This is a genomic window from Arthrobacter sp. TRD_SC_6 (assembly GCF_055361185.1).
Genome location: NZ_CM143953.1, coordinates 2,856,537 through 2,881,320 on the forward strand (window position 1 = coordinate 2,856,537; position 24,784 = coordinate 2,881,320).

The window sequence follows — 24,784 nt, forward strand, 5'->3', positions numbered from 1 at the left end:
CTGAATCCAACCGCTGCAGGGATAGAGGTTTCACCATGGCCCGCAGCACGCTCCGCGTCATCCTGTACTCGCACGACTCCCAGGGACTCGGCCATGCCCGTCGGAACCTCGCCCTGGCGCACTCGCTGACCAGCGGATTCAGGAAGTCGGGACAGCGCGTCAGCGGCATCCTCGTCACCGGCGTGGCTGCTGCAACCCGCTTCGAGGCGCCCGATGGCTGGGATTGGGTTGTCATTCCCGGCATAGCGAAAGGCCCCGAGGGATACATTCCGCGGAACCTCGCAATGAAGCAGGGGAAGCTCACCCGCCTCCGTTCCTCGCTCATCGAAGCCGTGCTTGACGATTTCCGTCCCCATCTCGTTGTCATCGACCGGCACCCTTTCGGTGTCGACCACGAACTGGCTGCCGGGCTGGAACGCCTGCAGCGGAAGCGCCCACACTGCCAGGTGGTGCTCGGCCTCCGCGAAGTCCTTGATCAGCCAGCGACTGTCCGTCGCGAGTGGGACGCACTGGATCTCGCACAGGTCCGGGCCGCATTCGACGAAGTGTGGGTCTACGGCGATCCAACCGTGCACGATCCCGTCCGTACCGGCGAAGTCCCCCGCGAACTTGCGGGTCTCGTGCGGTACACCGGTTACCTGTCCGCGGGGCGTCCCCTCCGGCGTCGTACGGGTGCCACGTCCGTGCCGTACGTCGTCACCATGGCCGGCGGCGGATCGGATGGACTCGACGTTACCCTCACGGCGGCGCGCGCCGAGGTCCCCGCGGACCACGAGCACCTCATCATCACCGGCCCGCAGATGCCCAAGAACCACCGGGCCCAGGTCGAAGCAACGGCGGCACCCGGCACCCACGTTGTCGGCTCAGTGCGGGACGCGCTCTCGGAAATGCAGTCGGCCGCAGCCATCGTGGCGATGGGCGGGTACAACACCGTCTGCGAGATCATGAGCACGGATACGCCCGCGCTGATCGTTCCACGGGTGCATCCCCGCAGGGAGCAGCTCATCCGGGCACGCGGGTTGGCCCGCAGGCACCTGCTCGACTATTCCCACCCGGACGAATTCACCCCAACCGTACTGACGGAGTGGTTGAGCAACGTTGTCGGCACTAGTGTTCCACGGACCGGGGTGCAACTGGACGGGTTGGCCACTGCACAAAGATTCGCCGCTGACCTGTGCGAGCCGCGGCCAGGCGTTGTTCCTTTGATCGATTGGGACGCCCATGCAGCCGTCTGAACGCGTCGGGTACGTCCTGAAGATCTACCCCCGCTTTTCCGAGACCTTCATCGTCACCGAAATCCTGGCGCGCGAGGCGGCGGGTGAGGAGCTTGAGATCTTCTCACTCCGGCCTCCCATCGACCCGCGATTCCACCCCGAGCTGGCCCGCGTCCAGGCACCCGTCACCTACGTGTCACGTCCGCACAAGCTCTCCGAGGGCTGGCCCATCATCACTGCCGCCCAACAGGTGATCCCCGATTTCGCCCAAAGGTTCGCCGCCCTGCTGCCCGGGTTGTCCGACGCAGAGGGTTCCGAAGTCCATCAGGGCATCGAGCTGGCCACCCGCGTTGTTGAACGCGGCATTACCCACCTGCACGCGCACTTCGGGTCCATTGCTGCGCGTACCGCGAGCATTGCGTCAGCCCTCACCGGTGTCCCGTTCTCTTTCACCGCCCATGCGAAGGACATCTACCATGAGCTCGTCGATGATCAGGCGCTCATCCGGCTCATTGACCAGGCCCAGCACACCATCACCGTCAGCGACTTCAACCTGCGTCACCTGCGCGAGCTGGCTCCGTCGTCGGCCGGCACCATCCACCGCGTGTACAACGGCCTTGAACTCGAACGCTTCCCCTTCGAAGCACCGGCTCCGGTCCACTCCCCTTTCCGGATCGCCGCGGTAGGGCGCCTCGTCGAAAAGAAGGGCTTTCCGCTGCTCATCGAAGCCGTCAAGGTACTCGTGGATGCCGGTCAGCCGGTCGACCTGCGGATCGCCGGCGGCGGCGAACTCGCAGAGGCGCTGCAGCTACAGATTCGGGATCTCGGCGTCGATTCGCAGGTGATGCTGCTCGGCCCCAGGACGCAGAGCGAGGTCATCGACCTGCTGCGTTGGGCGGACGTGTTCGCCGCACCGTGCGTCATTGGAGCCGACGGTAACGCTGACGGACTCCCCACCGTGCTGCTCGAAGCGATGGCCATGGGCGTTCCGTGCATCGGCTCGGACGTCACCGGCATCCCCGAGGTGCTCGCCAGGAACGACGGCGACAGAACCGGCCTGCTGGTCCGCGCGGGCAACCTCGATGACCTGATCCAGGCCCTCCTGGTCGCTTCCTCGCCTGAGTTTAACCGGGTTCGTATGGCAAAATCGGCGCGCTCCCTCATCGAGCGCTACTTTGACTCGTCAATGCAGTCCGGTGAGCTGCGGAGGCTGTGCAGTCTACGAGCCGGCGAGTCAGCAGCCTCCCGCGGGGATAACCCCTCGGGCGTGGCTGACCTGGAAGTAGCTGCGCGATGAAGCGGGTTGCCTATCTCTGCGTAGACCCGGGCGTGCCGGTGTTCGGAAGCAAGGGCGCATCGGTCCACGTTCAGGAAATCGTGAGGGCGTGGCGCGCACGCGGCGCGGAAGTCACCATCTATTGCACCCGTGCCGGCAACGACGTTCCCGCTGATCTCGCGGACGTCCGGGTGGTGACAGCGCGCGTGACCGGCAAGGGTGTCGACCGGGAGCGCTCGCAGGCGGCTGCAGCACACGAGCTCGCGGACCGGATCATCACCGACGGTACCGATGCCGTGTATGAACGGTATTCGCTGTTCAGCGACGGGCTGGCCCGGGCAACCAAGTCCCTCGGAATCCCGGGTTTCCTCGAAGTGAACGCACCGCTGATCGATGAACAGCGCATCCACCGCACCCTGCATGATGAGTCCGCTGCACTGGAGGCGCTGCGGGCACAGGTCGCGGCGGCTGTCCGCACAGTGTGCGTGTCAGACCCAGTGGCCCGCTGGGTGCGCGAGCGCACCGACCCACAGCACCACGAACGAACCACGACGGTAGCCAACGGCGTCAATGTGCACCGGATAACCCCTTCTCCCGAAGCCCCGGGACCACCGGTGGTGGCCTTCGTCGGCACACTCAAACCCTGGCACGGAGTGGAGACCCTTATTCAGGCGCAAGCCGCGGGAACCGGCGAATGGACCCTCCGGGTGGTGGGCGACGGACCGCTTGGCGGGGAACTTCGCGAGCTGGCGGCCAAGGTTGGCGCCGACGTCGAATTCACGGGCGCCGTCGTTCCTGAATCGATTCCTGCAGCGCTCGCCGGATGCGCGCTCGCTGCCGCTCCCTACCCGCGCACGCAGAACGCCGACGACCAGTACTTCTCCCCACTGAAGATCTACGAATACTGCGCGGCAGGACTACCGGTGGTCGCCTCCCGCGTGGGCCAGGTTCCGCTGATAATCGACGACGGCGTCACCGGGCTCCTGGTTGAACCGTCCGACCCCCGCGAACTGGCCGCAGCGATCGACCAGCTCGCAGCCGCTCCGGTCGCCCGCGCCGCGATGTCATCGGCTGCGCGTGCCCTGGCGACAGAGAACCACAGCTGGGAAAGCGTGCTGGAACGCATCACCGAAGGAGTCCCAGTATGAGCCGTACAGGCAAGCCGGCCTCTCCCCTGCGGCGGACGCTTGGGATCATTACCCCGCACCTGGGCGGGCAGAAGCTGCTGATGGCCGGCGGCGTCGTCGTACTTTTGTGTGAGGTCGCGTTCCGCGTGCTGGAGCCGTGGCCGGTGAAGTTCGTCGTCGACGCCGTGACCCGCAGCCTCGGTGCCGATTTCGCCGGTACGGGTCCGGTGGCCACGCCGATGCTGCTCCTCGCCTGCGGTGCGGCGCTCGTGTTCTTCACGGGTGGGCGCGCAGTGTGCAACTTCTTTGCCACGCTGGCATTCGCCCTGGTGGGGTCGCGGGTCGCCACCAAATTGCGCGGCGCGGTCTTCGACCACGTGCAGTCCCTCTCGACGCGTTACCACTCGGCGAGCAGGACCGGTGACACCGTTCAGCGCCTGGTCGGGGATGTGGGCCGGCTGCAGGAGGTTGCGGTAACGGCCGGCATGCCGCTGCTCGCCAACTGCATCACCCTGGTTGCGATGGCCGGCGTCATGTTCTGGCTGGACCCGCTCCTCGCCCTCGTGGTGGTGGCGGCGTGCTCAGGATTCCTCCTGCTCTCACGGGTCAGCACGGGAAAGATCACCGTCGCGGCACGGAAAACCCGCAAAGGTGAAGGCTCGCTGGCCAACACCGCCCAGGAAAGCCTGGGCGCCATCCGCGTTGTGCAGACCTATGGCCTTGAGCGCACCCTAGCCGAACGGTTTGGCAGCAGCAACCAGAAAACCCTGAAGGAGGGCGTGAAGTCCCGGCGGCTCGCGGCCGCGCTGGAGCGCAGGACCGACGTCATTGTCGGCGTCGCTACCGCCGTCGTGCTCGCCGGTGGCGGCTGGCGCGTAGTGCAGGGAGCCATGACGCCAGGTGACCTGGTGCTGTTCCTGATGTACCTCAAGACGGCGATGAAGCCGCTGCGCGACCTCGCGAAATACACCGGGCGCATAGCGCGGGCAACGGCCTCGGGCGAGCGCGTCGCGGAGTTGCTTGAAGAAGAGGTCGACATTGTGGATGCCCCGGACGCCCTGCCGCTCGGCAAGGTCTGGGGTGAACTGGAGTTCCGGAATGTCTCGGCGCGGTATGTGGATGGACCAGCGGTGCTCTCCAGCCTGGATCTGTCCCTCCAGGAGGGGCGAAACACAGCGATCGTTGGACCATCCGGCTCCGGCAAATCGACCCTCGTCTCCCTTCTTGTCCGGATGATGGATCCGGCGGAGGGGTCAGTGCACCTGGACGGGGTGAATGTGAAGGACATTACGCTGGCATCCCTGCGGGCGAATGTCAGCCTCGTGCTGCAGGACGCGGTGCTGTTCACCGGGACCCTTCGCGAAAACATTCGGTTCGGCCGGCTCGATTCGACCGATGAGGAGGTTGAGCGCGCAGCCCGGCTGGCACAGGCCCACGATTTCATCACCGCATCCCCCGACGGGTACGACACCGTGGTCGGTGAACGCGGCGGAACCCTCTCCGGGGGACAACGGCAACGGATTGCCATCGCCCGGGCTCTGCTCCGGAATGCGCCCGTGGTGATTCTTGATGAGGTCACTACGGGACTGGATCACGATGCCCGTACTGAGGTGCTCGAGGCTTTATCCACGCTGACCGCCGGAAAGACCACGGTCACGATCACCCATGAGTCATCCGTAGCGCTGCGCAGTGACCGTATCATCTGGCTGCAGGAGGGTCGGGTTCTGCTTGATGGAGCCCCAACGGACCTCATGCAGTATCCGGTGTTCTCCCGCTGGGTTGAGCAGCAGCGCAACGCACGCGAAGATGACCCAGCCCCCACCGCGCCGCCGCTGCCGGTCGGAGGTCCGCAGTGAGGGCAACTGCCACCACAATGGATCCCGCGTTGCCCGCGCTGGACCTGTTCTTCGACGCCCCGGCACTGAGCACGGTTCTCGGGCGCGAGGTACGCACGAGCCACCTGCGCTGGAAGCGCGGGATCTCCGCTGTGGCCAGATTGCACGACGACGACGGCGTCCGCTGGATCGCCGCGTACGGCCCCGAAGCGTCAGTGAAGTTTGGGAAAACATTCCGGCGGGCTGTCACTCACGATCTGCCGCTCGAGCGGCATGAGGTTGACGGTGCGGTGATCGCTTCAGGGCCTATAGCCCTTGATCCGCGCCTCTACCCGGCGCTGCGTCCCTTCCGCCACCACGGCGACTACTTCGCCACACCCGGGATAGAGGTATTGAAGTACAACCCATTCCGGAGAGTGGTTTTCTCAGCATCTGCCGTTGATGGCGCCACACTTGTGGGCAAGGTCAGGGCCTCAACGGCTTGGACCACTCCAGAGATGCTGGAAGAACTGGCTGCGAAGGGCGTGCCGCTACTTTCCCCGCTTTCGGGTCAATCCCTCCCTCCAGAGTTGCCTTCCAGCCGACATATCGACTACGTGCCCTGGTTTGGCTCCGGCGATCTGAGCGCCGTCCCTCTTCAGGATTCCGGAGCGCCCTCGTACGCAGCTGGCGAGGCGTTGTCACTCCTTCATCGTCAACCACCCGTCCATCAGAGCCACGCCTGGCGCGCACCGGCCGGACGGCTCAAATCCCTGATCCGCGAGAATGCGGCTTTGATCCAGGAGACCACAGCGCGTCTCGAACGTGTCCACACCGCCCTGGAGCCACTGCTGCGACGGCCCGGGCGCGCGGCAATGATCCATGGTGACTTCTCCGCCGATCAGGTCCTGGTGGCCGATGGCGAAGCCGTGGAAGTCAGGCTGATCGATTTCGAACGATGCACTTACGGAGCGGCCGCATCGGACCTGGGAAGTTTCGCCGCCGTCGAGCTTCTTGAGGCCGGTGGAACGGGTGATCGGGATGTGCTTGATCTTCCACGGGTCGCTGCGCTTCTGGACGGCTACAGCTCCGGACCCGGAGCCACAAACGGGTCCGAGGTTCTTGGCTGGACCGTGTTCTTCCTGCTGAACCGCCTGCGGGAGCCGTTCCGTGCCTGCGCGCCGGACTGGCGGCAACAAATGGAGGTCCGCCTGGGGATGATCGAGGCCGTGCTGTGGTGATGCACATCCCCGATCACCTGACCGACCGGGACGGTGCCGTCCTGGAAGTGCTCCGGGCGTGGCCGCGCGGTGGTGGCAGGCTCATCTTCGAAGCGGTGGAACCCGCTAATGCCCGCCGCCGGGCAGGCAGTATCGACGCCGCTGGGGTTGCGCGGATCACGCCGTTCGGTGAGGATCCGGGGCTGACCGGACTCTCCCAAGCCGTTGCCAACGGTGACCTGTTGGTCCACCGGTACAAGCGGCGCGCCGTCGTCCGTTCCGGCGGCCAATATCGGAAGCTCCTTCCGCCGGGCAAATCCGCAGGCGTTCGCGCCTCACATCAGTTCGCAGCGCGCACGCTGCTGCAGGCCGGTTTCATCGCGCCCGACCTCGTCTCAACCGACGCTGCCTCCGTCTCGTTCAGTGCCGTTCCCGGGTTGAGCCTGCACGAGCTGGGTCAGGCCCACGACGCCGGTTCATCCGGCGAGTGGGACAGGGCGTGGCAGCTGTGGTCCCTGCACTGGCCGCTGTTCGCCCGCAACCCGGCAAGTGCGCAGGCAGGCGCAGACTCGGGAGGGCTCATGTGTCAGGGAGCGGCAGAATATTCTGCCGCCGACGAGGGGCGAACCGTCCGTCAGTGGGTCGAACGCACGGCGGAGGCCGATGCGCTCGGCGTATCTCCGGAGCGGTTGAACCGGGCCCTGGATCGCGTGTTGGAAAAGCTGGACGAGGAAACGGGCCACCTGGTGTTGGCCCACCGCGACCTTCACGACAAACAGATGCTCTTCGACCCGTCAGCCGGCTCCGTCGGTGTGATCGACTGCGACACTCTCGCTCTCGCAGAACCCGCCCTGGATCTAGCCAACGTGTTGGTGCACCTCGACTTTCGGGTAGCCCAGGGGGTGCTGTCGGCGGAGCTCGCCTCGTCAGCGAAGCGCTACATCCTCGAGGCAGCGGCTGCCATGAATGTCGAGGCTCGGCGGTTGCAGGCCTACACGGCTGCGACGGCCCTTCGCCTAGCATGCATCTACGCATTCCGCCCTCCGTACCGCACCATGGCTGCCCAATGGTTTGAGGGTTTCGAAGAGATCCTTCACAGCAACTCAGCTGCTGCGCTCACATCTCCATAGCGCCGCGCGATAGGGAGGCCTAGGAAGCAGGCACGACGACGCCGGTCGCCATCGCGGCTGCGGCAGCCTTCGGGCGACCCAGCGCACGGTAGGTCCAACCCGCTTCGCGCCAGGTTCCGGGATCAAGGCAGTTGCGTCCGTCGACGATGGCCGGTCGTGCCACCAAGGCCCTGAGAACCTTCGGGTCAAGCGTCCGGTACTGCTCCCACTCGGTCAGCACCACTACGGCGTCGGCGTTCTGCACAGCCTCCTCTATGGAGGTGGTGTAGGCCAGATCCGGGAAGCGGCGCGAGGCATTCGGAACTGCCTGCGGATCGCTGGCGGTCACGGCTGCTCCCTGAAGTTGAAGTTGCGCAGCGACGCTGAGGGCGGGTGAATCGCGGACGTCGTCGGAGTTTGGCTTGAATGCCAGGCCGAGTACCGCGATGCGCTGCCCGAGCAATGAACCGCCGCACACTTCACGGGTGAGGTCCACCATCCGTGAACGCCTGCGCATATTGATCGAGTCCACTTCCCGGAGGAAGGTCAGGGCCTGATCGGCGCCCAGCTCGCCGGCCCGCGCCATGAACGCCCGGATGTCCTTCGGCAGGCAGCCTCCGCCGAATCCAAGGCCGGCGTTCAGGAATTTCCGGCCGATTCTTTCATCGTGGCCGATGGCATCGGCCAACAGGGACACATCCGCACCGGTAGCTTCGCAGACCTCGGCCATGGCATTGATGAAGGAGATCTTCGTGGCGAGGAATGCGTTCGCTGAGACCTTGACCAGTTCGGCTGTTTCGTAATCCATGATGAGGCGGGGGCGGCCCTCGGCCAGCGCCTGCGCATACACCTCATCGAGGATCACCTGCGCTCCGTTGGCGGGATCGGCGAGGCCGTAAACCAACCGGTCCGGTTCGAGCGTGTCGCTGACTGCGAATCCCTCACGCAGGAACTCCGGGTTCCACACCAGGGAAGCTCCAGGGCACCGCTCACTGATTCGGGCTGACAACTCGCGGGCGGTTCCCACCGGCACAGTCGATTTGCCCACCACGATGTCCTGTGGTCGCAGGTGCGGAATCAGCGCGTCGATGCCCGCGTACACGTGGGAGAGATCCGCACCGTTCTCGGTACGTTTCTGCGGCGTCCCGACGGCGACGAAGTGCACTGCCGCTCCATGGACGTCGGACATGTCCGTGGAAAACCGCAGCCGTCCGGTGGCGAGTGAGTCTGCGAGGAGTTCCGGAAGCCCCGGCTCGAAGAACGGCGCCTCGCCGGCGTTGAGACGGGCGACCTTCGCAGCATCGACGTCTATGCCTACGACGTCGTGCCCGAGCTTCGCCATGCAGGCAGCGTGGACCGCGCCCAGATAGCCGCATCCAATAACTGATAACCGCATGTCGAACCCCTTGCCGCGTCGGTGCATTTGCCGATCGTGTTGTGAACGTCCTGTGGATCCCGTTAAGGAACTTTCCAGAACCAAACGTACGGACGCTGCATGGGGCGCAGATGAACTAGGGATGAGAGTTAGATGAGATGCGGTTGTCGGCTCGGTGTCCAGCGGTGAAATACCCGGTGGGGTGGCTGGGGCTGCTCGCTTAAGCCGGCTCGAGATACCAGAGCCGGGTTTCACCGTACTTTTTCTCGGCGAAGCGGTCCAGGCCAGCGGGCCACACCGGTTCGCCGGAGCGGGAAGAACGCTCCACAACGACGACGGCGCCCGCCGCGAGGAGTGGCACCAGAGTTTTGAGTATGGAGACAAGCGGCCCGTCCTCGAGCGGGTAGGGCGGATCCAGGAAAACCAGGTCCCAGAGCTCCCCCTCGTCGGCGCGGGACAGGTAGGTTTCCACTTTTGCACGGTGAACCCGTACACAGGTCCATCCCAGGATGGCATTGATCGAATCGGCATTCGCTCGGCAGACAGCGGCGGCCCGCTCGGCGGACTCGACCAGATCAACTGTTGCCGCTCCCCTGCTGGCGGCCTCCACGCCGAGGGAACCCGAGCCGGCGTATAGATCGAGGACATGGGCGCCACTGAGGATGTTGTACGCGTCCAGGCGGGAGAATAGCGCTTCCTTCACCCTGTCTGTGGTTGGACGGGTCGATAGTCCCGGAACGCTGGTCAGGGTGGTTCCCCCTGCGGCACCGGCGATGATTCGACTCATGAAGACAAATCCTAGTTCAGGACTGGTCCGGGAGCCTCGGCTGATGGAATCATCCACTCCCGCGCAAACAACCTGCAGTTTCGACTGTCGGCAGCGCTGGACAGCATGCCCGAGTTAGTCGGTCCGGTACCGAATCGTTACCAAGACAATCCCGTCACGCTCGAGAATGCGCTGGCGGGATTGTCTTCGCCATGGTCGAATTGGTCCAGCCGAAAAGCAACCGCCTCAGCGAATGTGCGTCCGGCGCTCGCCGCTCAAGGGGGACTTGGGGGCACTCTCAGGGAAAGAAACACACACACACATGAATACTCGTTCCAGCCTGCTCACCGTAGGTGTATCAGCACTTCTCCTCACAGGCTCCGCTTTCGCTGCCGCCCCCGCCACTGCAGCTCCGAACTCAGCTGAGTGCCTTGCTGCGCAGAGCGCGCTTGGGGTGCAGCTTGGCGCCGCCTCAGTGGACCTCACCATCGCTAACGAGCTGCGTGCCGCAGTCGCGGTAATCGATGTCGTCGGCCCTCAGCTCGGTGCCCTGTGGGCAGCGGCTGAAGCTTCACTTGCGGATGAGGAAGCTGCGATAGCGGCAGCCGAAACTGCAATCAACGAGGCAATCTTCGCCTCCGAAGAGGCTGACAAAGTGCTGCGAGCAGCACAGGATGACCAGGAGGAGGCCCAGGAACTCCTTACTATCGCCGAGACAGCCTTGGCAGCTGACCCGACAAATCCCGACCTGATCGAAGCTGAAGCCACCGCTCAGAGAACTTTCGATGCAGCCGTACTCGCGGTTACTGAAGCCCAGAGGAAGTCCGAGGAAGCCGCCGCTGCAATCGAACCTACTTTCGTGGCAGTAGAGGCTGCTTACGAAGCACTTGAGGCGGCCTCCATCGCCGCCTTCAACACGCCCGAGATCCTTGCCCTCGTAGCTCAGGACGAGGAAGCTCGTGCAGCGATCGACGCTCTGCTTGCAGCCCTCGGCGCCACTGAAGGAACCGACCCTGCGCAGCTCATCGCTCTTGCCGACGCTGCAATCGCAGCCTGCTCCGGCGCGGCTGTGAAGCCCGCTGTTGTTGTAGCAGCCCCTCAGCGTGGCCTGAACGTCCAGACTGCAGCAGTCTCAACTGCCGGAGCAACCGATCCAGCGGGCATCGCCCTCCTCGGGTTTGTGGCTCTCGGTGCAGTAGGAGCGGCAAGCGCCGTCGTCGTACGCCGACGCAGCGCAGCACGCAGCTAATCTGTTCCGTATGACTGATCCACAGCACGACGCCGCCCCCGTCTCCCGGCCACCGCACTTGCGGTGGTGGGGGGCGGGGGCGGCGGTGTTGGCAACGCTCACACTCATTGGCGGGTTGAGCGGCGTGTTTGCTTCCGGTGCAGACCCAGACGCAGAGACTCCTACGGCGTCCGCTTCGGCGACGACGGCGGCCCCGACACCCGCGCCTGCCGCGCCCTCTCCGAGCAGCGAGGGATCCACCGAGGCTGCTCCCGGGGCTGCCGCATCCGCCCCGCAACGGCTGGTGGTCGAATCCGCGGGTCTTGACGTGAAAGTGCTTCCTCTGACGCCGACCGAAGCGGATCAAGCCTCGCGGTCGCTGGTACCACCCTTCACCCCCGACGGCTACTGGCTCACGACTTTCGGCATGCCTGGTTCAGGCTCAACCGACACCACGTACATCACCGGTCACAGCTATGAAGACCGCGAAGCGCCGTTCAACCTGCTCAGCACGAACACAGAGGTGGGAGACGAGGTGGTTGTCCATACCGAGACCGGAGAGCAGCGCTACCTGGTCAGGTCCATCGAGACCCTGGACAAGGACACCCTCAAGGACAGTGACATCTGGGACGTCATACCCAACCGCTTGATCCTGATCAGCTGCTATACCGAAGATCCCTGGGGCAAGAACGTAGTCGTCACGGCCATCCCGAGGCCTTAGGGCGCTAGGCGCTCACGCGCTAGAAGCCGCGCCGGGTTTCGTCAGTGCCTTCGGTCTCGATCTCTTCCTTACGCACTTCCTCGTTCACTGTTTTCTCGTCGGTAACAACTTCCTTGTTCAGCCGGACCCGTTCGATTGGAACAGTTTCCTTCTCAACCACCGGGCGCTCTTCGTGAAGCGTCACTTCATGCTCTTCCTCGCTGATCGCCGGACCGTCATAGGCCTCGCCTCGGTTTGCGTCGGTGATCGGCTCGCGCTCGATACGCACTTCTTCCCGCTGAACTGGGACCGTCTGGGTGACATTCTCGGTCACCACGTACTTGCGCAGGCGCGCACGGCCCGTCTCACGGCTTTCAGTGCCGACATGCAACTGCTCCTCGGACCGCGTCATTGCATTGTCCGTTGTGGGGCCGGACGTGTCGTGGCCAACGGTGCGATCCCCCTTGTCAGCATCATAGGGATCCCCGCCGACGACGACGCCGGCCCGATTGTCTCCCGCACCATCAGACCCGGTGGTGCCGGAGTAAATGCCCTGCTGGCCTGCGTCGTACCCACCCGAATCCGGCCGGGTCAACGAGTAGTGGCGATAAAGGTCTTCTTCCTCCGCTTCGCTCAGGTTCTGGTCCGGATCCACCTTCGGGGCATCCTTCACCTGTTCCTTGGTGCAAGCGACACGGACGTCTTCGCCATCCATATCTGCACCCTGAAGGGGTGCGAAGGATTCCGATGTGCCGAAGAATCCTGTGTGCACGGTGACCCAGCTCGGCTCGCCGGTGTGGTCATCTACGTACACCTGGCCGGCCGATCCGATCTTGTTTCCGTCCTGGTCCACAACGTTTCCGTTGCCGTCGAGGATGCGGTCGATGTGTTCCTGCGTGATCATGGCGTCTCCTTGAGTTATTCATGGAGGACTCCCCCAGGTGTCCCGGTGAGAACAGGTTAGACATACCTCCGGCTCAATTGGAAGCATGCTTACTACTTTTCTTTTTTCGTGCTGTGAACCGGTCGCAGGGTTGCCTTGGGAACTCAGACGGCTAGACTGGCCAAAGGTTCAGAAGTGAGCCGCCCGAGAAACAAACTTAGGGAGTCCTGTTCATGGACAACCATCCGGGCTTGAACTCAAAGCCAAATTCTCAGCAGCTATTCGGCACCACATTCGACCCCTCCTCCTTCTTTGAAGACGAGGAAGGCAGCTTTCCACTCGAACTATCCTCGCTCAGTGAATTTCAACTGCAGGGGCTATCGGACACACTGTTCGGAGACCTGGACTCCACTACGCCGGACCTTCGGTCGATGGAGCGATACGAGGCAGTTTCTGATGAACTGACTGCCCGCCAGTACCACGAAGGCGTCGCTTAGACTCAAGTCCGCGGACGCCAGCAACAAAAGCGCCGCCCCCTCAAGGGCGGCGCTTTTGGTATGACTAGCGATTCAAAACCAGACTGTTAGTTAGTCGTGCTAAGTATTTGGTAAGTACGCTGATTATCTGTATTATCGGAACAGGTTCAGAAGAGAGCCACAGAATTCTCGCTGTGGAGGAATCTCATGGATCACAAGCTTCGGTTACTTATTCGTTTGGACGTGGACGCCGCGTCCGCCGTGATCGCAGTTGCGGGCTGCCTCACTATGGCCAACTACCGCGCGCTGCTGCCAGTACTTCAACGGACGAGGTCGCTGGCCGGGGGCATTGGTGTCGACATAGATTTACGCGGCGCAGCCCACGTTGAACTCCCTGCCCTGGAAGAACTCCGGCACACGATCGCACGCCAATACCAGAAACCCGGCGGCCTGCGCGTCGACGTTCTCTGCCTGGACACCGCAATCTTCTGCCCCAGCCAAATCCAGCGGCCCGCTAATTCCCTGCAGGTTGCCTCGTGAAGCGCTCCCCGCAACTCATCAGATCCGTCCCGAGAAGGAATCCAGTCATGCGAACCGCGGTACGTGATAATTCCCGGCTTAACCGCTTCGAGCTATATGTCGATGGCGAGAACGCCGGCCATCTGCAGTATGAGTCCCGCCAGGGCCAGGTATGGCTCCTCCACACGATCATCGATCAGCGGTTCCGCCGCTCACAGCTAGACACCTACTTTGTGGGCAATGTTCTGGAGAACCTCCATAAGCGCAGGCTCGCTGTGATGCCATTTTGCCCGGTGGTCCGCGGATACATGGTGGGTCACCCACAACTGACCGCCCTGATCCCGACCGCAGAGCGGGCTCGGTTCAGGCTCCTGCCGTTGAAGGTCAAGGGCCGCTCCAAGACGATCTCGCGGGCATCCTGAGATCGCTCAACCGCGTTCCAGGAAAGCTTCCTTCTCTTCGTTGAGGTAGAGGTCCAGGGCTTCCGCGAGTTCGAGGTGTTCGGCAAGGGTCGAGTCGGATTCGACCAGCGCCTGCGCGTCGCCCCGCGCCTTCTCTATCACAGCCGCATGTTGAATGACCTTGAGGAAGCGCAGAGCCGACCGCCCGCCCGACTGGCTGGCACCCAGGATGTCACCCTCACGGCGCAGCTCAAGGTCTTTCTGCGACAGCTCGAACCCATCGGTAGTCGAAGCTACGGCAGCCAACCGCTCCCGGCTTGGATGCTGCGGTTCCAATTGTGTGACGAGCAGACACGTGCCGGGATGGCCCCCGCGGCCAATCCTTCCCCGCAACTGATGCAGCTGGGATATACCAAAGCGGTCGGCGTCCATGATCACCATGAGGGTAGCGTTGGGGACATCCACACCTACTTCAATGACGGTTGTCGAGACCAGCAGGCTCACTGAGTTGTCGTTGAAGCGGATCATGGTTTCGGCTTTGTCACCGGGGTCCATCCGGCCATGGAGCATCGCCCTACTGATGCCATCCAGCGCTGCAACCTCGTCGAGGGATTCGATTAACTCGGTGACGCTGGTCTGCTCCTGCCTGCTCGCTGGCGGACCGTCATAGAGTTCGACGGCGTCCGGACCATCTCCGTCGGACTGCGCACCACCGATTTTGGAACACACCACGTAGACCTGCCGCCCGGAACTGATTTCCTCAAGGGCTTTTGCCCACACCCGGTCAATCCAATGGGGGTTTTCTGAAAGCCCGACGACGTGGGTTGTGATGGGTGCCCTGCCGGCCGGCAGCTCAGTGAGCGTGGAGACGTCAAGGTCCCCGAAGACCGTCATGGCGACCGTGCGCGGAATAGGTGTAGCAGTCATAACGAGTACGTGCGGAGTGGCTGCGGCCTTGGCTCGCAAGGCGTCCCGCTGCTCAACGCCGAAGCGGTGTTGCTCGTCCACCACGATCAGCCCGAGGTCGAAGAAGGTGACGTTTTCAGAGAGCAGGGCGTGCGTCCCAATGACAATCCCGGCGTCCCCGGATGCGGCATCCAGCATCGCGCGGCGGCGCTGTGCCGTCGACATTGACCCGGTGAGCAGCACCACCCGTGTTCCGTCTGCTGCTCCACCCAGCATTCCACCCTCGGCGAGTGGGCCCAGCGTCCGGGTGATCGACTGGTAGTGCTGCGACGCAAGCACTTCGGTTGGCGCGAGAAGCGCGGCCTGCCCACCGGCGTCGATGACCTGCAGCATGGCCCGCAGCGCAACCAAGGTTTTGCCCGAGCCCACCTCCCCCTGCAATAGCCGGTTCATCGGATGTGTGGCCGAAAGGTCTTCCACCAGTTGCTCCCCCACGGCAATCTGCCCGTCCGTGAGGGTGAACGGCAGGGCGGCATCAAACTGTTCCAGCAGCCCGCCCGCTCGCTGGGGACGAGACGTCGCTTCCTCGGCCTGCGTCAGCGCCCGCCGTCGTGCGAGTGCGGTCTGCAGCACCAATGCCTCCTGGTAGCGGAAGCGGTGCTGTGCACGGTAAGCGTCCTCCACCTGGTTTGGCCGGTGAATCATCTCGTACGCCTGGGTGATGTTCATGAATTTGTCCCGGCGCGCGATGTGAGCGGGGATCGGGTCGTTCAATTGGGAGTGGACCAGTTTGTCCAGTAACTCTGCGACATACTCGGCCACGTCTTTGCTCGGTAATTTCTCAGTAGCCGGGTACACCGGCGTGGGCTTGAGCAGCTCAAGCGCCTCCTCACCGGCATCCCCCAGAAGTGAGTAGCGGGGGTTGGTCAGCGTGAGTTTGCCGCGATAGCTGCCCGTTTTTCCGGTGAAAACTGCCCTTGTTCCGGGGGGAAGCTCACGCTCCGCCTTGTACCCATTGAAGAAGGTCAGGTTCATGGTGCCGAGCCTGCCGTCGTCGTCGTCGGTTATGACGACATCCAGCAGCATGCCCTTCCGCGCCCGCATACGGCGGCTGTTCGAAGACTGGACCCGCGCCATTACAGTGACTTCCTCGTCCAGCGGGAGTTCGCTCAACGGGGTGGGCTCACGGTGGTCCAGGTAGGTTCGGGGAAAATGATTGAGCAGCTGGCCGATGGTAAGGATGCCCAGGTTCTGGGCAAGTGCTTTGATCGCGTCTACTGGCAGAAGCTCCTCATGCAACATGGTTGCGAGTTCGGCCGGGCGTCTGTTCTCCATGGTCCTTCCGAATCTTACTCACACGTCGCGATCAAATGGTCGTTGCGAGCTTAGCCCAGCGCGCCGACAATCCCGCTGCAAGCGAGAATCAGCCCTTGCTGGGCCCCCCAAAGTGAGTTTCCGAGCTTGCACCTGAAACACGCTGCACAATCTCGGTGGCGACTGCGCGCAGTTTGACGTTCCGGGTGCTGGAAGCGCGCTGCAGTATCTCAAAGGCATCAGCCTGACTGCAGCGGTTCTGGGCCATGACGATGCCCAGGGCGACGTCGATCTCCGTACGCGATTCCATCGCCCTGCTGCGGTGGTTTACTTCCTCGCTGTAGTGCGCCATGCGCAGCGCGAGCTGCAAACCTTTGGACGCCTGGCGGGCGTACGCCTCCGCGAAGGTTATGTCGTCCTCATTGAAGTTGTCTGTCTGGGCGGAGTACAGGTTCACGGCGGCGTGGGCATCGGGGCCGATGGTGAATGGAGCCGACAATATGGAACGCATACCCTTGCCAGCAACGACTTCGGCGTATTCCGGCCAGCGGCTCTCGGTGCGGAAATCGTGCACCACAACGGTGCGCTGCTGCTTCGCCGCCGTCAGGCATGGGCCTTCCTGGTATTCGTACTGAAGTTCGTCCATAGCCTTGGCGCGTTCGCTGTTGTAGGCGACCGTGGCTGCGCGGCGATGACGAAGCAGCGTGATTCCGCACAGTATTTCCTGACCGGGCTGGCTGACGCTGCGGGCGGAGAGCACGGCGAGTTCATTGAGGAACTCCTGCATATCCGACGTGGCAAGAATGAGATCCTGCAGCTCCGAGATCACTGACTGCTCCTGCTGCCCAGTAGGGGTCTCAGGGGCGTTATCGACCGCAGGGGCCTCAGGTTCGAACGAGACAGATTCGCCCACGGCGTTCCCTTTCAAAGGTTCAAGAATCAAGTATCTTCGCATAGAGTAACTCATTAGCCAGTCTAAGTATCTTCCGCGGTTCAGATGCAGATCTGGGGCGCCCGCTATGGCCCGCCGAAGCGAGGTGTGGCCATGCAGCGGGACTGGGCCGAAACCGCCTAGGCGAGCTCCGGTTTCGGCGCAGGTACGTCCGCTTCCGAGCCAATAACCCGGTCGCGTCCCGCGAGCAACGCGAACACGCACAGCATGACCATCACCGCCGACGTGACCAGCAGCGGCAGGGTCCAGTCGCCGCTTGCGTCCCTCAGCGCACCGAACATAACCGGACCCACCGCGCCAAGTCCGTAACCCACCGACTGCGCCATGCCTGACAACGCTGCCGCCTGCGGGTAGCTGACGGAGCGCAGGCTGAAGAACGAGAGCGCTATGACGATGTGAAAACCGCAGCCCACAGCTCCCACGAACACCCACAGCAGGGAGAGCGCGGGGACGAGCGCCAGGCCCGTGAAAGTGACGAAGGTGAGGACGCTGCTTAACAGGGCGATGCGCCGCTGGTCCTTCCCGCGGTGCAGAATTGCGCCGGCTCCCAAGCTGGCGAACACGCTGACCAGCAGGAACACGGACAGATGCATACCCGCAGTTGTGGCAGGCACCCCACGGCTCTGCTCGATCGTAGGCAGCCAGGCCATGAGTACGTAGAACGCGATGGACTGCAGCCCCATGAAGACGGTTACCTGCCAGCCGAGCGCTGATCGCCACGGAGAGCGGAACGCGGCCCCGGTCCGTTCGACTCCGCTGGATTCGCCCGCCCGGCGCATCAGACGCGGCAGCAGTGCAGCGAGGGCCAGAAGGGCCAGCCCGGCCCAGATCCCGAGCGCCACCCGCCAGCCAGCCGGCGAGCTTTGCGCCACGGGAACGACGACGGCGGCACCCAGCGCCGCGAAGGCCGCCTGGCAACCGGTGTAGGCCCCGGTCACCTGACTCACCCGATCCGGGAAATCTCTCTTGACCAGAGAGGGCACCAGTACGTTCAAGCTGGCAATCGCAACTCCGATGAGTGCCGTGCCTACCCAGATAAGTCCCGGAACAGGAATAGACCGGGAAACAATTCCGAGCGCCAGTAACAGCAGCGAGGCCCACAGCGCCCTGTCCAGTCCGACACGCGCCGCGACGAGAGGGGCCACTGGGGAGAACAGCGCGAAGGCGATGAGCGGCAGACCGGTGAGGAAGCCGGCCGCTGCGCTCGACAGCCCGAGATCGTTGCTGATGTTGTCCAGCACCGGACCCACGCTGACAAACGACACCCGCAAATTCACCGCTATGAGCAGTAAGCCAATCAGAGCCAGGCCCGTTCGCGCGCCGCGCATCGGGGCTTCTGACGATGCACCAGTGTGCTGATGCTCATGCCTGGGATCAACATGGGGCCGGGACATTTTCCTCCAAGGCGGCAGCTGGATTGGGCATCTTCCAGCCTAGCGGCCTGTATGGGCCGCCTGCACACCTGCAAAAACTGAGCAAACCATGCGTTTTTGCTGGCTGATTACTCGAAGAAAGTGCCGGTTGCCGCTTCCATGATTGATCAGGTTCCCAAGTTCCCAAGCAAGGTCATTGTTCAGAAGGAGATTGAGATGCGCTTTACTCGAGCGTTGAGCGGCGCGGCGTGCGCCGCCGTCATCGGTGTGCTCATTGCAGGTCCGGCCAGCCCGGCTGACGCGAACACCGCTAGGGTTGTGAACGTGACAGACCCTGGGCCAGCCGGCAGCTTCGCCTGGGAGGGCTTCAACTGGCAGAAGCGCTTTTGGGGCGGCGCCCCGCAATTCAATAAATTGTACGACCCGGCCAATGTGACAAATCCCAATTCCTCGGGTCACGTCACCTTGAAAATCACAAACCCTTCAGGGAGTGCGCCTATCGGTGCCGAGTTCATGTCAACCCGACGGGGATTCGGCTATGGGACCTACAGCACAACGGTCGAAAAGAATGTGAACCTGTTGCAGAAGGAAGTGGTGTGGGGTTGCCTGTTCACCTACGACCCGGAAGCAACGCCCGGCTATAACGAGATTGACCTGTGCGAGGCCTCCGCCTGGGGTGGAGGGGCCGCCTACGGGGAGTCCTGGCCGGTGAGCCAGGCTCACGGTTATTGGTTCGACAGCACCAAACCGCCAGGGCAGGGCAACAACACCATTGTGTTCGGCGCAACCAACGACGCCATCCTTACCCACCGCATGGTCTGGGAACCTCAAAAGATCACTTTTGAGACATTCGTGGGAACAGGTTTCACTGGAAAGCTGCTGAAACGCACGGTTCTACAAGGCGCAACCGTCCCAGTGCCCGCCCGCGAGGCCGTCCACTTCAACCTATGGGTTACCGGAGGAGGGGGAGGCAATCCCACGAAGATCCGGCCCGAGGCCGTAACGCTCAGGGACTTCTCCTTCACACCCCGGCCAGCTCAAGCTGTCTCACTATCCCCCATCCCGCTGGCGCCCATACCAACCGTCCTGGGTCAGGCGCGCATCGGCAGGATACTCAGTGCGGCAGCGGGCACCTGGAGTGCCGGGACTTCCGTGCGCTACCAGTGGTACCGGGCAGGCGCTGCCATCCCCAAGGCGACTGCCAGAGGGTATAAGGTCACCGCAGCCGATCGCGGTAAGACGCTTACCGTGCGGGTTACCGGCACGAAGACAGGCTTCACCGCCGTCACGCGGACCTCTGTGCCAACACCACGGGTTCGCTGACGCATCACCTCCTTCGCCGGCCGGTCCGGGTACTACGCACGTAGTACCCGGACCGGCCATTTTATGCTGCCCAGGTACTTATGCCAGTAGACAGGTATCGCGCTTTGAAAAATCCGCGGGTAATTGCGGAGTGCCGTTGCGAATAGTCAGGTAGCAATTACCCGTGCGCAATAGTTGAAAACTCAATAATCTCCTTAAAGACCTAAGGAAATTGTTGAGGAGACGGATGACTGCCGAATTAGTGCGCGAGCGGCCTAGAGGCCTGGCGCAGCGCACCACGTATGTGGTGGCGCTAATTCCAGCGCACAATGAGCAAGCGCTGATTGCCCAGTCGGTTCGCGGTCTCCTGAACCAGACCGACCGCCCGGATCACATTATGGTTATTGCCGACAACTGCATCGACAAAACGGTTCAAATTGTCCGCGAAATGAATATCCCCGAAGTTTCAGTTTTCGAGACCAGCGGAAACACAGCAAAAAAGGCCGGGGCACTGAACCAGTGCTTCAAGGAAATCCTCCCGCACCTTAACGACGACGACGCCGTGCTGATACAGGACGCAGACTCGATTCTCGACTCAAAGTTTGTGGCAAGCGCTGACCGCCATATCAGGCGGGACCCAAACCTGGGAGCAGTGGGCGGCACCTTCCGCGCGGTGCCCGCCGAGACCGGGGCTACGCGCGCCGAGCGATTCATCATCCATCTGCAGGACAACGAGTACGCCCGGTATGCCCGTGACGTGCGCCGGCTCAAGGGCAAGTGCCTTGTGGTGACTGGAACCGCGGCCATGTTCAGGGTCAGTACTCTTCACAAGATCTCACGTGCCCGGCTCAATGGTGAGCTACCTGCTGGCGACGGCGCGGGTGGCGTGTACGACACCACGGTTCTCACCGAGGACAACGAGTTGAGCTTTGCTGTCATGACCGTGGGAATGAAGCTGCTGGCGCCGCCGGACTGCCTCCTGATTACCGACGCGATGACTTCCTGGCGTGAGCTTTGGTCGCAGCGGCTCCGATGGAAGCGGGGAGCCATGGAGAACTGTTTCCAGTACGGCTTCACCCGGGTTACGGCTCCCTACTGGGGAAGGCAGCTTCTCAGCTTCGTTGGAATAACTATCACACTCGCCTACCTCGGCTCCCTCGTTTGGAGTTTCCTGGTGATCGGCGGGATCGGTTTTCATCCGTTCTGGCTGGCGGTGACTGGAATTTTCGTTCTCGAGCGCTATATCACCTTGAAAGACAAAAGCCAGCGCTCAAGAATCCTCACCACAACAATGTACGAACTCCCTTATGAAATGTTCCTCCAAGCAGTTCACGCGCGTGCGTACTTCGACGTAATGCGCCGATCAGAAAGAAAATGGTAAATGAATGTATAACAACCCTTCTGCACCGATGTCCGCCGGCGTAGCCTCAGGAGCGCTCGCCTACACAGGAGCTGGAGACTTTTTCTGGGCCGGCCTCGCCGGATTCGCGCTGCTGGCCGCAGGAATGGCCGTCGCCCGTATGGTTCCGCGCTCGGAGGCTACGGCCGATTCCTCTAACTGATCTGGTAGGCACGGAAGGGAGCTCATCGCTTCCTTCCGTGCCTCATTTCTCCCTCAACACACCACGCTTCACAAGGAAACACATGCCGACAGAGGTCCCGCCACCCGTTCTGGACTCGACTGCACTTTGGGTGATGGAAAATGATTTCCACGATGCGGAACCGGTTCGGAATTTTGTACGGGACTTCATCAGCATCTGGGATTATCGCTACACCGGGCTGTTGGATGCCTCAGCAGACCGGAACATTAAGGCGGCACTCGACATCCTGCTCGGCATCAAGGTGTCGTCAGTGATGGTGGGTGCAACCCGGCTCAAGACGGAAGCAGAAGCGATAGAGTCGCGGCTCCGCAACGGGGAAGCGCACATACCCGATACCCTCCTTGTTTCGCTGAGCGAATGCGGTCAGCAGACTGTCCAGGAACTCACCGGAACTTATCTGGCGAAGGAAACCCAATGAGATTCAGGGAACCTTATTCGGACTTCCCGTCTCGGAGCGCAGCAATAAGGTCAGCCTTGCTGCTCACGCCAAGCTTCACGTAGATCTGGTATAGATGGCCTTCCACCGTTCTGACGCTCACATGCATACGCGATGCCATCTCTTTATTACCCATCCCCACCCTCGCAAGCCGCGCAACTTCCTCCTCGCGCGGCGTAAGAAGATTCAGCTGCTTATCAGCGTCGACCTCTTCCGTCTGGTCCGGCGTTGTGACCATCACCCGCCTTACCTGACGTGCCAGCGTTCGGTCTCCTGTCGCCACAGCGATCGCCCGCGCGGCATTCTTGATAGCCGTGGAGAACAAATCGTTATGCATGGAGTCAGCGTCCCTGACCGCCTCCAGTAGCAAATCCGGTTTCTTGTGCAGGATGCCCTCGGCGAAACGCGTGCACATTTCGGCGAACGGACCCTGAATGCGCGTGGCGACAGCCAGCAAAGGCTCAGCCGCCCCATGACCACCGAGCCGGAGGATGGCCGCACGGACGGGCAACTCCAAAGCAAATCTTCCGGCCTCCGATTCCTCCCGTGCAAGCTCCTCCAACCGTGCCACCGCTTCAGAGCCGGACCCGATGACGGCAAGGGTAAGTGCGATGAAATAGCGAAGTGAGTAGAGAGGAATCCCTGTTGGTGTTGCGTCCTGACGATCGTCAAACGGGACCAACAAGGGGCGCATCCTCACGAGGTCGCCTTGAAGTGCGTAACTGTACGCGGCTGCCGCGGAAGCGACGTTCTTGAGCCCCATGCGGTCATAGACCTGTAGCTGAGCCAGTGCGGGAATAAGATACTGCAGTGCTTCGGGCGCCCGGCCCTGTTGCGCAGCATAAATCCCGTCCAGGAGCTCGCCCGCCGTGCCGTCTTCGGTTCCCGACTCAAGGTAGTGGCTGGCCCCGTTCCCGTCTCCAACTAGCTGTCCCGTCAGCTGGAGTATTAGATTGACACGAACGGTGAGGCGGGCCCGTGCGGGTATCGAAAGTCGAACCGAGTGCAGACTTGCCCTGACCTCCTCGACAATTCCGAGTGCCTCCCGCTGCCGGTCGGTGACCGCATGGGCAAGACCAATCAATCCGAGTAGTTGAATCTCAGTTTCCGGCTCGGCCCGTCGTCTGCCGCCTTCAATGGACTCCACCGCTGGCCGTATCGCCTCATAGCGGCCCTCGCTGGCGAGCTGTTCAAGCTGCGCAAGGAGTACCTCGTTATCACCCTGAGGCACGCCGACGGACTCGCCCGGCTGACTGCACTTGGGCCGCTCGAGTCTGACGAGTGAGGCACGTATCAGCTCAATTTGAAGGCCCGCTCCCCCACGCTCTGACGAATCCAGGCAGCCGAGCTCCCCATCGGGGAAGGAGTTGCGGGCAGCTATCCGAGCCTTGTCCAAAACCCTCAGAGCGGAAGCTTCATCTTCTTCCTGCAAATGAGCACGCGCGGTTTCCAGCATCAAAGGAAGATCGGCGCTGTCCTCACCACCGAGGGCAGCGGCAACCCGGAGCGCGGTGTCCGGATCTTCATGGTCATTGGCTAACCTCATTGCCTCGAAACCCTGCTTAGGGGTCAAGGACAGCCCGCATTCGAGGGTCCATTCCGCGAGGCGCACCGGGTGAATGGGAAGATCTTCGCCTGGATGCGCACTTCTCACCGCCTCAAGGTAGTTGATCCGCCGGAACGGGCCCACCCTTTCCCGGACAACCTGGGCAACCAGCCACTCCGTGCGGACCATCTGCTGAGGCCCGGGCAAGAGCTCGATGGCACCTACAGTGTGCAGATGGTCCAGATCCTCGACTGTGCCAAGGGCCATCGCCAGAGCGATGGGCATTTGCCCCGAAAGCGCCAGCATCTCAAGCAGCAGTGTCTGTTGGTCGCTCAGTGGACCAAGCCGCGCGATGGTCGCATCCGCCGTCGATTGCGCGACCTTGATCGGACCACGGCACAGCACCCATGTTTCTCCCTGCAGGACAAGCTTCCCCGAGTGCACAAAGTCGTGCACGAGCAGCTGCATCAGCCGTGCGTTCCCCGCTCCGCAGTCCCACAACGCGTGCGCTGCAGCGCGGGAGATCCGCCCTTGCAGTTCTTGGGAGAGCAGGGCCTTTCCCTCCGCGAGCGACATCCTATTCAGGTCTATCCGAAGCAGCGCACCTTCCAACCAGAGCGTCATCAGACTTGGCGGGCACTGCGCCAGGTCCCTGCACGCGACGAGCAACTTGACTGAACGGTTCAGTGCGAGTTGTGCGAGCACATCGGCCGACTCAACGTCGAGGGCGTCCGCATTCTCGATGAGCATGATGATCTGGTCGGCGCCGGCCTTCGCCTGCAGGTAACCCGTCAAGGCGTTCGTCACGGTCTCGCATCCGTCGTATTCGTTGAGTGCGAGGTCCTTGAGCAGGTAGGCAAGGGCGCTGTACTGCTTTCCCGCAGCCAACGCCGTCCCTCTGACTAGGACAATGTGCGTGCCTTCCCCAACATCGCTCAGTACCTGGTGCAGGAAATTGGATTTACCGACACCGGCTTTGCCTACGACCACAGACCCGAAGAGGTAGGCGGACGTCAGTGATCGGAAAACTTCCGACCGGGCCTGCGCCCTATCGGAAATGGGCGCGGACGAGCTCGCGAGCCAGCTCTGGCCCATGCGCTCACCTCATCCCCAGACAGCGCATTTCCGGCAACATGACGGTTATGAGCGCGTTAAAATAGACGCGGATTTGCGGCCCCAAGCAACCCACGCCTAAACGAGTATACGAAGCGGACGGTATATATACACCACTCCGGAGATTAATTCG

At 62.6% G+C, this 24,784-nt stretch carries 22 protein-coding genes; 15 read left to right on the forward strand and 7 right to left on the reverse strand.

Annotated elements, in window-relative coordinates; all coding sequences use genetic code 11:
* Positions 1-35: 35 nt before the first annotated feature.
* Genes ACWA1U_RS13565 through ACWA1U_RS13590 form a run of 6 tightly spaced genes read left to right on the forward strand, consistent with a single transcriptional unit; the run spans position 36 to position 7,781 of the window.
* Positions 36-1,235, forward strand: a complete 1,200-nt coding sequence (locus tag ACWA1U_RS13565) for a glycosyltransferase family protein (protein WP_463722689.1) — start codon at positions 36-38, stop codon at positions 1,233-1,235.
* Positions 1,222-2,511, forward strand: a complete 1,290-nt coding sequence (locus ACWA1U_RS13570) for a glycosyltransferase family 4 protein (RefSeq protein WP_463722690.1) — start codon at positions 1,222-1,224, stop codon at positions 2,509-2,511. The genes ACWA1U_RS13565 and ACWA1U_RS13570 overlap by 14 nt, the downstream gene beginning before the upstream one ends.
* On the forward strand, positions 2,508-3,638 hold the full coding sequence (locus ACWA1U_RS13575; protein WP_463722691.1) for a glycosyltransferase family 4 protein: 1,131 nt from the start codon (positions 2,508-2,510) through the stop codon (positions 3,636-3,638). The genes ACWA1U_RS13570 and ACWA1U_RS13575 overlap by 4 nt, the downstream gene beginning before the upstream one ends.
* Positions 3,635-5,473 (forward strand): ABC transporter ATP-binding protein, encoded by a 1,839-nt coding sequence (locus tag ACWA1U_RS13580; RefSeq protein ID WP_463722692.1) that lies wholly within the window; start codon positions 3,635-3,637, stop codon positions 5,471-5,473. The genes ACWA1U_RS13575 and ACWA1U_RS13580 overlap by 4 nt, the downstream gene beginning before the upstream one ends.
* Positions 5,470-6,672 (forward strand): phosphotransferase family protein, encoded by a 1,203-nt coding sequence (locus ACWA1U_RS13585; protein WP_463722693.1) that lies wholly within the window; start codon positions 5,470-5,472, stop codon positions 6,670-6,672. The genes ACWA1U_RS13580 and ACWA1U_RS13585 overlap by 4 nt, the downstream gene beginning before the upstream one ends.
* The gene (locus ACWA1U_RS13590; RefSeq protein ID WP_463722694.1) at positions 6,672-7,781 is read left to right on the forward strand and encodes a phosphotransferase family protein; all 1,110 of its coding nucleotides are present in this window, start codon (positions 6,672-6,674) and stop codon (positions 7,779-7,781) included. The genes ACWA1U_RS13585 and ACWA1U_RS13590 overlap by 1 nt, the downstream gene beginning before the upstream one ends.
* A 19-nt stretch (positions 7,782-7,800) precedes the next feature.
* On the opposite strand, the gene ACWA1U_RS13595 is transcribed toward ACWA1U_RS13590, so the two are convergent.
* Both ACWA1U_RS13595 and rsmD read right to left on the reverse strand, forming a co-directional pair.
* A complete protein-coding gene (locus ACWA1U_RS13595) occupies positions 7,801-9,156 on the reverse strand; it encodes a UDP-glucose dehydrogenase family protein (RefSeq protein WP_463722695.1) in 1,356 nt (451 codons plus the stop codon).
* 199 nt (positions 9,157-9,355) lie between these two features.
* Positions 9,356-9,922, reverse strand: coding sequence for a 16S rRNA (guanine(966)-N(2))-methyltransferase RsmD (rsmD, locus tag ACWA1U_RS13600; RefSeq protein WP_463722696.1), 567 nt, complete (start codon positions 9,920-9,922; stop codon positions 9,356-9,358).
* 301 nt (positions 9,923-10,223) lie between these two features.
* Here rsmD and ACWA1U_RS13605 point away from each other — a divergent pair, with 301 nt between their 5' ends.
* Positions 10,224-11,150 (forward strand): hypothetical protein, encoded by a 927-nt coding sequence (locus tag ACWA1U_RS13605; protein WP_463722697.1) that lies wholly within the window; start codon positions 10,224-10,226, stop codon positions 11,148-11,150.
* 10 nt (positions 11,151-11,160) lie between these two features.
* Positions 11,161-11,850 carry a class F sortase gene (locus tag ACWA1U_RS13610; protein ID WP_463722698.1) on the forward strand — a complete coding sequence of 230 codons (690 nt, stop codon included), beginning with the start codon at positions 11,161-11,163 and terminating at the stop codon, positions 11,848-11,850.
* A 19-nt stretch (positions 11,851-11,869) separates the two neighbouring features.
* Here ACWA1U_RS13610 and ACWA1U_RS13615 read toward each other — a convergent pair whose 3' ends face one another.
* Positions 11,870-12,733 (reverse strand): YsnF/AvaK domain-containing protein, encoded by an 864-nt coding sequence (locus ACWA1U_RS13615; protein WP_463722699.1) that lies wholly within the window; start codon positions 12,731-12,733, stop codon positions 11,870-11,872.
* Between the two features lie 212 nt (positions 12,734-12,945).
* On the opposite strand from ACWA1U_RS13615, the gene ACWA1U_RS13620 reads away from it, so the two are divergent.
* From ACWA1U_RS13620 to ACWA1U_RS13630, 3 genes are all read left to right on the forward strand, one after another.
* Positions 12,946-13,209, forward strand: coding sequence for a hypothetical protein (locus ACWA1U_RS13620; protein WP_463722700.1), 264 nt, complete (start codon positions 12,946-12,948; stop codon positions 13,207-13,209).
* Positions 13,210-13,395: 186 nt separating this feature from the next.
* Positions 13,396-13,728 (forward strand): hypothetical protein, encoded by a 333-nt coding sequence (locus ACWA1U_RS13625; RefSeq protein WP_463722701.1) that lies wholly within the window; start codon positions 13,396-13,398, stop codon positions 13,726-13,728.
* 47 nt (positions 13,729-13,775) lie between these two features.
* Complete coding sequence (locus ACWA1U_RS13630) at positions 13,776-14,129, forward strand: GNAT family N-acetyltransferase (RefSeq protein WP_463722702.1); 354 nt, start codon at positions 13,776-13,778, stop codon at positions 14,127-14,129.
* 6 nt (positions 14,130-14,135) lie between these two features.
* On the opposite strand, the gene ACWA1U_RS13635 is transcribed toward ACWA1U_RS13630, so the two are convergent.
* From ACWA1U_RS13635 to ACWA1U_RS13645, 3 genes are all read right to left on the reverse strand, one after another.
* On the reverse strand, positions 14,136-16,316 hold the full coding sequence (locus tag ACWA1U_RS13635) for an ATP-dependent DNA helicase RecG (protein ID WP_463725051.1): 2,181 nt from the start codon (positions 16,314-16,316) through the stop codon (positions 14,136-14,138).
* 121 nt (positions 16,317-16,437) lie between these two features.
* Positions 16,438-17,241, reverse strand: coding sequence for a GAF and ANTAR domain-containing protein (locus ACWA1U_RS13640; protein WP_463722703.1), 804 nt, complete (start codon positions 17,239-17,241; stop codon positions 16,438-16,440).
* A 158-nt stretch (positions 17,242-17,399) separates the two neighbouring features.
* A complete protein-coding gene (locus tag ACWA1U_RS13645) occupies positions 17,400-18,674 on the reverse strand; it encodes an MFS transporter (RefSeq protein ID WP_463722704.1) in 1,275 nt (424 codons plus the stop codon).
* A gap of 195 nt (positions 18,675-18,869) precedes the next feature.
* Here ACWA1U_RS13645 and ACWA1U_RS13650 point away from each other — a divergent pair, with 195 nt between their 5' ends.
* The 4 genes from ACWA1U_RS13650 to ACWA1U_RS13665 all read left to right on the forward strand — a co-directional run bounded on the left by ACWA1U_RS13650 (position 18,870) and on the right by ACWA1U_RS13665 (position 21,974).
* The gene (locus tag ACWA1U_RS13650) at positions 18,870-19,976 is read left to right on the forward strand and encodes a LamG domain-containing protein (RefSeq protein ID WP_463722705.1); all 1,107 of its coding nucleotides are present in this window, start codon (positions 18,870-18,872) and stop codon (positions 19,974-19,976) included.
* 226 nt (positions 19,977-20,202) lie between these two features.
* Positions 20,203-21,336, forward strand: a complete 1,134-nt coding sequence (locus ACWA1U_RS13655) for a glycosyltransferase family 2 protein (RefSeq protein WP_463722706.1) — start codon at positions 20,203-20,205, stop codon at positions 21,334-21,336.
* Positions 21,337-21,340: 4 nt separating this feature from the next.
* Entirely contained in the window at positions 21,341-21,517 is a 177-nt protein-coding gene (locus ACWA1U_RS13660) for a hypothetical protein (RefSeq protein ID WP_463722707.1), read from the forward strand.
* A gap of 82 nt (positions 21,518-21,599) precedes the next feature.
* Positions 21,600-21,974, forward strand: coding sequence for a hypothetical protein (locus ACWA1U_RS13665; RefSeq protein ID WP_463722708.1), 375 nt, complete (start codon positions 21,600-21,602; stop codon positions 21,972-21,974).
* 13 nt (positions 21,975-21,987) lie between these two features.
* Here the strand turns inward: ACWA1U_RS13665 and ACWA1U_RS13670 are convergent, their stop codons facing one another.
* Positions 21,988-24,633, reverse strand: coding sequence for a helix-turn-helix transcriptional regulator (locus tag ACWA1U_RS13670; protein WP_463722709.1), 2,646 nt, complete (start codon positions 24,631-24,633; stop codon positions 21,988-21,990).
* Positions 24,634-24,784 lie beyond the last annotated feature (151 nt).